At 72.7% G+C, this 7,068-nt stretch carries 7 protein-coding genes; 5 read left to right on the top strand and 2 right to left on the bottom strand.

Going from position 1 to position 7,068, the window contains the following annotated elements:
* Window positions 1–110 precede the first annotated feature (110 nt).
* Window positions 111–392 carry an Lrp/AsnC ligand binding domain-containing protein gene (locus tag ACFXB5_RS51610; protein WP_020872014.1) on the bottom strand — a complete coding sequence of 94 codons (282 nt, stop codon included), beginning with the start codon at window positions 390–392 and terminating at the stop codon, window positions 111–113.
* Window positions 389–1,123 (bottom strand): rhomboid family intramembrane serine protease, encoded by a 735-nt coding sequence (locus ACFXB5_RS51615; protein WP_385222540.1) that lies wholly within the window; start codon window positions 1,121–1,123, stop codon window positions 389–391. The genes ACFXB5_RS51610 and ACFXB5_RS51615 overlap by 4 nt, the downstream gene beginning before the upstream one ends.
* Before the next feature lie 154 nt (window positions 1,124–1,277).
* Here ACFXB5_RS51615 and ACFXB5_RS51620 point away from each other — a divergent pair, with 154 nt between their 5' ends.
* From ACFXB5_RS51620 to ACFXB5_RS51640, 5 genes are all read left to right on the top strand, one after another.
* Window positions 1,278–1,523, top strand: coding sequence for a hypothetical protein (locus ACFXB5_RS51620; protein WP_385222542.1), 246 nt, complete (start codon window positions 1,278–1,280; stop codon window positions 1,521–1,523).
* 17 nt (window positions 1,524–1,540) lie between these two features.
* Window positions 1,541–2,902: an NYN domain-containing protein gene (locus ACFXB5_RS51625; protein WP_385222545.1), complete on the top strand. Its 1,362-nt coding sequence runs from the start codon at window positions 1,541–1,543 to the stop codon at window positions 2,900–2,902.
* Between the two features lie 374 nt (window positions 2,903–3,276).
* A complete protein-coding gene (locus ACFXB5_RS51630) occupies window positions 3,277–4,302 on the top strand; it encodes an NlpC/P60 family protein (RefSeq protein WP_385222547.1) in 1,026 nt (341 codons plus the stop codon).
* Window positions 4,303–4,539: 237 nt separating this feature from the next.
* A complete protein-coding gene (locus ACFXB5_RS51635) occupies window positions 4,540–5,679 on the top strand; it encodes an NlpC/P60 family protein (RefSeq protein ID WP_385222550.1) in 1,140 nt (379 codons plus the stop codon).
* A gap of 100 nt (window positions 5,680–5,779) precedes the next feature.
* A complete protein-coding gene (locus ACFXB5_RS51640; RefSeq protein ID WP_385222553.1) occupies window positions 5,780–6,985 on the top strand; it encodes a hypothetical protein in 1,206 nt (401 codons plus the stop codon).
* The last annotated feature ends 83 nt before the right edge of the window (window positions 6,986–7,068 follow it).

The following is a 7,068-nucleotide window of genomic DNA, read 5'->3' on the forward strand; positions in this document are numbered from 1 at the left end:
CCCGTGCGCGTCCGGGTTGTCCGGTCGGGGGCTGGGGCGGAGCCCCAGTTGTGGGAAGGGGCGGGGAGGGGAACAGCCCGCCGCAGGCGTCAGAAGCCGCCGGGCACCCCTTAGCCGTCCAGGCCGATCGCGAACGCCGCCTCCAGATCGTGCTGCGAGTACGTCCGGAAGGCGATGTGGGTCTCGGTCGAGGCCACCCCCGGCAACTTGCTGATCTGGCCCGTGATGATGTCCGCGAGGTCGTCGTGCCGGGCCACCCGCACCATCGCGATCAGATCGTGCGCGCCGGTGACCGAGTAGACCTCGCTCACACCCTCCAGCGCGGCGATCTTCTCGGCGGTCTCCGGGATCTGGTCCACGTTGGTCTTGATGAGCACGATCGAAGTGATCACGGCTGGCTTTCTCCCTCACTGGGCCTGGCTGCGCCGCCCACTCTAGCCCTCCGCCCGAACCGGGCCCACGCGTAGAGAAAGCCGAGCGTGAAGCCCACGAGATGGGCGAGATAGGCGACGCCTGGGCGGTCGTCGGCCTGCCGGGCGGCCAGCCACTGGAGGGCCACCCAGAAGATCAGCACCGCCCAGGCCGGAAAGCGCAGCGGGAGGAAGAGCAGGAACGGGAAGAGGCTGGTCACCCGGGCCCGGGGAAACAGCCACAGAAAGGCCCCGAGCACCCCGGAGATGGCCCCGGAGGCGCCCACCAGGGACTGGGCCGAGTCGGCGTGCGCGGCGGCGTACCCGAGCAGCGCCAGATAGCCGGTGGCGAGGTAGAAGACGGCGAACTGGAAACGGCCCATCCGCTCCTCGGTCATCGCCCCGAAGACATAGAGGAACAGCATGTTGCCGAGCAGATGCAGCCAGTTGCCGTGCACGAACAGCGCGGTCAGCGGGGCGAGCGGCTGATCATGGTCGCCGCTCCACAGGGCGCTGGGCACCACCCCCCAGCGCTCGAAGTACGTGGACTGGGCCTCCACCAGCCGCCCGCCCGAGCCATAGCCGGGGTTGAGCCCCGAGGCCGGTCCGAGGACGAAGATCAGGCAGCAGCTGACGATCAGGCCGTACGTCATCCAGGGGCGGCCGGGCCCCGCCATCCAGGGGCGGTGGCGCCCCGACGACGTCTCGATCATGGGCAGATCATTCCGTACCGGGCACAACCTCCACAGAGCGCCTCGCCGCGCTCCGCCGGGTCATGGGGGGCGGACCGGGCCCGGCGCGGGCCAGGGCTCAGGCCGTAGGGTTACAGGACGCCGCCGACGAGCCGAGAAGCGAGGACCCGCAACCATGGCCGTGCCCCTGCCGAACGCCCAGACCCGCTGGCGTTGCACCCTGTGCGGCAATCTCACCCGGTTCGATGTGACCCGCTCGACCAGAGCCGTGGAGTATGTGCATCTCGACTTGGCGGGGGAACCCAGAGTCGAGGAACGCGAGGTGCTCAGTGAGACCATTGAGTCGGTGCGTTGTCGCTGGTGCAACGCGGTCGACCAGGTCGAACTCGTGGATCGTCCGAGCACCGGCCAGAGCGCCTGAGAACGGAGCGGTGACAGGTGGTGGAGCGGACCGGTGACCCCGGGGCGGCCGGTGACGCCGAGGGCGTCCCCGAGGCGCTGGACCGCCCCCTGCCGGAAGGGGTGCGACGGCGCGTGGTGGCGCTGGTCGCGGATGCCTTCGGTGGTCTGACGGTCACCGAGCTGCCCGCCCAGCTGCGGCAGTACGCCCGCTTCACCCCGACCCGCCGCGCCAAGTTCGCGGGGAACGCGATGGCCGCCGCGGTGGAGAGCGACCCCGTCTTCCGGCAGCGGATCGCGGGACGGCTGCGGGAGACCCAGCGGGAGCTGGCCGAGGCGATCGAGGGTGGTTCGCCGCCCGCGGCGGCCGATCCGGTGGATGTCGCGGCGGTGGCGTATGTGCTGCGCCCGGTGGGCTGGGTCAAGCTGGTCGAGGCGGCGGGCGAGGAGGCCCAGCGGGCCTCCGCCGAGCGGGCCGGTGAGGAGGCGGCGCGCGAACTCCAGCGGCTGCGTGAGGAGCTCGCCGAGGCCAAGACGGCCACCCGGCACGAGACGGAGCGGACGCGCACCGAGCTGGAGTCGGCCCGCAAGGAGAACGACGTGCTCCAGCGCAGGCTGCGCAGCGCGCAGAGCGATGTGAAGCGGGGCGCGGCGGCGCTGCGCAAGATCGAGGCGGAGCTGGAGTCCGTACGGTCGGAGGCGGTGGCCCGTCAGGCCACCGCGGACAGCGAGGCCCGGCGGCTGCGGGCCCGGCTCGCGGAGGCGGAGTCGGCGCTGGAGGCCAGCCGGCGGGCGGTGCGCGAGGGCCGCAGCGTGGAGGACATGCGGCTGCGGCTGCTGCTGGACACGGTGCTGGACGCGGCGCAGGGGCTGCGGCGCGAACTGGCCCTGCCGCCCGCGTCGATGCGCCCGGCGGACACGGTGGACGCCGTGGAGCCGGGGAAGATGACGCCGAAGGACATAGCGACCAGGGCGCTGTCGGAGATGGATCCGGCGCTGCTGGATCAGCTGCTCGCGCTGCCCCAGGCGCATCTGGTGGTGGACGGCTACAACGTCACCAAGACCGGCTATCCCACGATGCCGTTGGAGAAGCAGCGGCTGCGGCTGCTGGGCGGTCTGGCGGTGCTCGCGGCCCAGACGGGCGCGGAGATGACCTGTGTCTTCGACGGGGCGGAGCTGGCCGCTCCGGTGCTGCTCGCGCCGCCGCGCGGGGTGCGGGTGCTGTTCAGCAAGCCGGGTGTGACGGCCGATGAGTTGATCCGGCAGCTGGTGCGGGCCGAGCCGCCGGGCCGTCCGGTGGTGGTGGTGTCCACCGACCGCGAGGTGGCCGACGGGGTGGCGCGCGCCGGAGCGCGCCCCGTGGCATCGGCGTTGCTGCTGAAGCGGCTTGCCCGATCCTGAGCCGTCATGGCCCGAATCGTCCGTCCCCGTGCCCCGGTTGCCCCGTTTCTCCGCTCCACGGCTGAGGTGCCCGAATCACTTCGAATGACTTCACAAGTCTGACCCGGGGCACTTGTGATGTCAGCGGAGCGTCATCGGTCATCACTGCCCGTGCGATATTTGTAAAATATGCCCTCGCGGATCGACTTTTTTGCCGTCGGGATTTGAACGGATCACGGCGGGGTCACTATGGTCAGCTCGAACCTTCGCGCGGTTGATCACTCATCCGGGGTGACAGCGAAGGTACCGCCGAGTCCGCGCCCTGTCGCGGAGCCGGGGCTTCACAACCCCCCAAACTCCCGGTAGGCGGCTGGAGGAAGAAGGAGCTCGCCTTCGTGGCGTCCCACCGTCGACCCAAGCAGCCGAGCCGCACTCGGGTAACCGTCCTCACCGCGACCGCGGCCGCCGCCGTCGCGCTCACTTCCCAGGCCGCCCAGGCCGCTCCGAAGCAGGACAAGAAGGACGTCAAGGAGCAGGTCGACAAGCTCTACGAAGAGGCTGAGCAGGCGACCGAGAAGTACAACGGCGTCAAGGAGAAGCAGCAGAAGCTGGAGAAGCAGGTCGGCGACCTCCAGGACAAGGTGGCGCGCGGCCAGGAGGACCTGAACAAGCTGCGCAACGGCCTGGGTTCGATGGCCACCGCCCAGTACCGCTCCGGTGGGATCGACCCCTCGGTGCAGCTGCTCCTCTCCTCCGACCCGGACACCTACCTCGAGAAGGCGTCCACCCTCAGCCAGCTGAGCGGTAAGCAGGCCGAGTCCCTGCGGAAGATCGCGGACAAGCAGCGCACCCTCAAGCAGCAGCGCGAGGAGGCGTCCACCAAGCTCAAGGACCTTGCCGACACCCGTAAGGCGCTCGGCAAGAAGAAGGACGAGATCCAGGGCAAGCTGTCCAAGGCCCGGAACCTCCTCAACACCCTCACGGCCAAGGAGCGCGCCAAGCTGGCCGCCCAGGACGCCGAGCGCGCCAACCGCTCCAGCGAGCGCGTGGACCTGGGCAACGAGGTGCCGGAGTCGGGGCGTGCCGCCGCCGCGCTGGCCGCCGCCAAGACGAAGATCGGCCTCCCGTACGTCTGGGGCGCGACCGGTCCGTCCTCCTTCGACTGCTCCGGACTCACCGGCTGGGCCTACCAGCAGGCCGGTGTGCAGCTGCCGCGGATCTCGCAGGACCAGGCGAACGCCGGTACCCGCATCAGCCGCGGTGAGCTCAAGCCGGGCGACCTGGTGCTCTTCTACGGCGACCTGCACCACATAGGTCTCTACGCGGGCGGCGGCCAGGTGCTGCACGCGCCCAAGCCCGGTGCCGGTGTGCGCTACGAGTCGATGGACAACATGCCGTTCCAGTTCGGCGTCCGGGTCTGATCCGGGTCCGGGTCTGAACCGGAAGTCCCGCGAACCAGGTTTCAAACCGCCTCAACCGCAATCCTTTCGGGCGAATCTCCAGCGCCCGCGCTGATCCTCCGCCCCGCCGGTGACCTGCGTCAGTCGGCGGGGCGTCAGTGTGCCCGCACCTCACGGCCGTTGGACCGTGGGTAGCGCCACGGCTACTGTCGGCCCGCAGTTCTCAGCCCGACACTGCGGAAGGGAGTGCGGCTTCCCATGGCGTCCTGTCGCCGCGTCGCGAAACCCCGGTCCGGCCGGGCCACCGTGCTGTCCGCCGCCTCGGCGGCCTTGACGGTGGCCTCCGCCGCCGTGCTGTCCGCCGTGCCGGCCGGTGCCGAGCCGCACGACCCGGCGGGCCGTCCGTCCGCCCGGTCCGCCGGCGACCGGATCGCCACGCTCTACGCCCAGGCCGAGCGGGCCACCGAGCGCTACAACGCGGCGGAGACACGCGCCCAGGCCCTGCGCCGCCAGGTCGGCAGGATCCAGGACCGGGTGGCCCGCGGCCAGGGGCGGGTCAACCGGATGCGGACGGCGCTCGGTGCCCTCGCGGGCGGGCAGTACCGCACCGGCGGGGTCGACCCGGGCCTCGCCCTGCTGCTGTCCGGGGACCCGGCCCAGTACCTCGACCGGGCCGCCACCCTGGAGCGGATCACCAGTCGTCAGGCCGCGCAGCTGCGGGTGCTCCAGAGCGCCCAGCGGACGCTGCGGCAGGAGCGCGCGGAGGCCGCGGCCAAGCTGGTGAAGCTGGAGCACAGCCGTAAGGAGGTGGCCCGTCACAAGCGGGCGGTCCAGCGGCGGCTGGCCACGGCGCGGCGGCTGGTGAACGCGGTGCCGCCGGGGGAGTGGGAGAGCTACGCACGCCGTGCCTCGCGGGCGGGCGGACGGGAGCACGGCGCCCTCGCCGGGCTGGTGCCGGGCGCCCTTCCCGGCGGCCGCGCCCCTTCCGGTTCCGATTCCGGTTACGGCCCTGAGGAGCTCCCTGGCGGCCTGCCGGGCGGGGTGCCGTCCTCGGGGCGGGCCGCCACGGCGTTCGGCGCGGTACGGGCGGCCCTGGGGCTGCCGTACGCATGGGGCCAGGCCGGTCCCACCGCCTTCGACTGCTCCGGGCTGATGCAATGGGCCTACGCCCACGCCGGAGTGGCCATTCCGCGCACCTCCCAGGCCCAGGCGCACGCCGGGCAGCCGGTGCCGCTGTCCCAGGCCCGCCCCGGCGATCTGGTGGTCTACCGCTCCGACGCCAGCCATGTGGCCATGTACGCGGGCAACGGACAGGTGATCCACGCCCCTTACCCCGGGGCGCGGGTCCGCTACGACCCCGTGGGCATGTTGCCGATCTCTTCCATCACTCGCGTCTGAAGCCGGCGCGCGGGCTCGTACGATCTAAGACGTGGCGGGTCGGTGGAGATCGGGCGGATGGCGGGCGCTGTTGTGCCCGCCCCTGGTGGGCGCGTTCGCCATGACCGCGCTGTGCGGCTGCGGCCCCGTCCCCGCGCCCGACGACCCCGAGGGGCGCGACGGCCGGGCCGTGCAGCGCATGCTGGACCAGCGGGCGGCGGCGGTCCGGGAGCGGGACGCGGACGCCTTCCTCGCCACCGTGGACCGCGGCTCGGCCGGCTATCTGGCCGAGCAGCGGCGGGTGTTCCGGCAGATGTCCGCCGTACCGCTGCGCTCCTGGACCTACCGCCTGGTGCGCACCGGCGGCTTCGACCCCGCGCGGGTCGGCGGCCGCAGCCTCGCCGCACAGGTCGAACTCCGGTACCGGCTGAAGGGGTACGACACCGCGCCGGTCGTCTCCGCCCAGTACCTCACCCTCGCCCGGCGCGGCGGGCAGTGGTACGTGGCCTCCGACGACGGTGTGGTGGACGGCAAGCGCGGTATGGAGCAGTTGTGGGACCAGGGCACGGTCGACGTCGTCCGCGGCGCTCACAGCCTCGTCCTGGGCGTCGGCCAGGACCGGCGGGTGCTGCGCGCGGTCGCCGACACCGCGGACCGGGCGGTGCCCGTCCTGGGCCAGGTCTGGCCCCACCGGTGGGCCGGGCGCGTCGTGGTCGAGGTCCCGGCCTCCCTGGGCCGGATGGCCGCCCTGCTCGGCGCCTCCGCGGACGGCTACCGGGGGATCGCCGCCGTCACCACGGGCGAGGTCGGCGGGGCCGGTGACGAGACCCCCGCCGACCGCGTGATCGTCAACCCCGAGGCGTACCAGGTCCTCGGCGACTTCGGCCGGCGCGTCGTGATCACCCATGAGACGGCGCATGTGGCCACCCGCACCGCCACCAGCGCCGCCACCCCGCTCTGGCTCTCCGAGGGCTTCGCCGACTGGGTGGGCTACCGCACCCCGGGCCGCGCCCCCCGCCAGATCGCCCCCGAGCTCACCGACGCCGTCACCGCGGGGCAGCTGCCCACCGCGCTCCCGCGCGACGACGACTTCCGCTTCGGCAGCGACCCGGACCGCCTCTCCCGCGCCTATGAACAGGGCTGGCTCGCCTGCCGCCTGATCGCCGACACATGGGGCGAGAAGAGGCTGGTCGACTTCTACCGCGCGGTGGGCCGGGCGCACGAGCGCTCGGGGGCGGTGGAGTCGGCGCTGCGGAATGTGCTCGGGGTGAGCATGCGGGAGTTCACGGCGCGGTGGCGGAAGTACGTGGCGACCGAGCTGGGCTGAGCGCCGCCCCGGGCCCCCGCCCCGGGCCCCCGCCCCCGGGCCCCCGCCCCCGGGCCCCCGCCCCCGGGCCCCGCCCCCGGGCC

This window comes from Streptomyces sp. NPDC059455, assembly GCF_042750115.1.
In the GTDB taxonomy this organism is placed as follows: domain Bacteria; phylum Actinomycetota; class Actinomycetes; order Streptomycetales; family Streptomycetaceae; genus Streptomyces; species Streptomyces endocoffeicus.

Coding starts and splice junctions, on each gene's coding strand:
- ACFXB5_RS51635 (WP_385222550.1), top strand. CDS start 4,540: ATGGCGTCCTGTCGCCGCGTCGCGAAACCCCGGTCCGGCCGGGCCACC.
- ACFXB5_RS51620 (WP_385222542.1), top strand. CDS start 1,278: ATGGCCGTGCCCCTGCCGAACGCCCAGACCCGCTGGCGTTGCACCCTG.
- ACFXB5_RS51615 (WP_385222540.1), bottom strand. CDS start 1,123: ATGATCGAGACGTCGTCGGGGCGCCACCGCCCCTGGATGGCGGGGCCC.
- ACFXB5_RS51640 (WP_385222553.1), top strand. CDS start 5,780: ATGACCGCGCTGTGCGGCTGCGGCCCCGTCCCCGCGCCCGACGACCCC.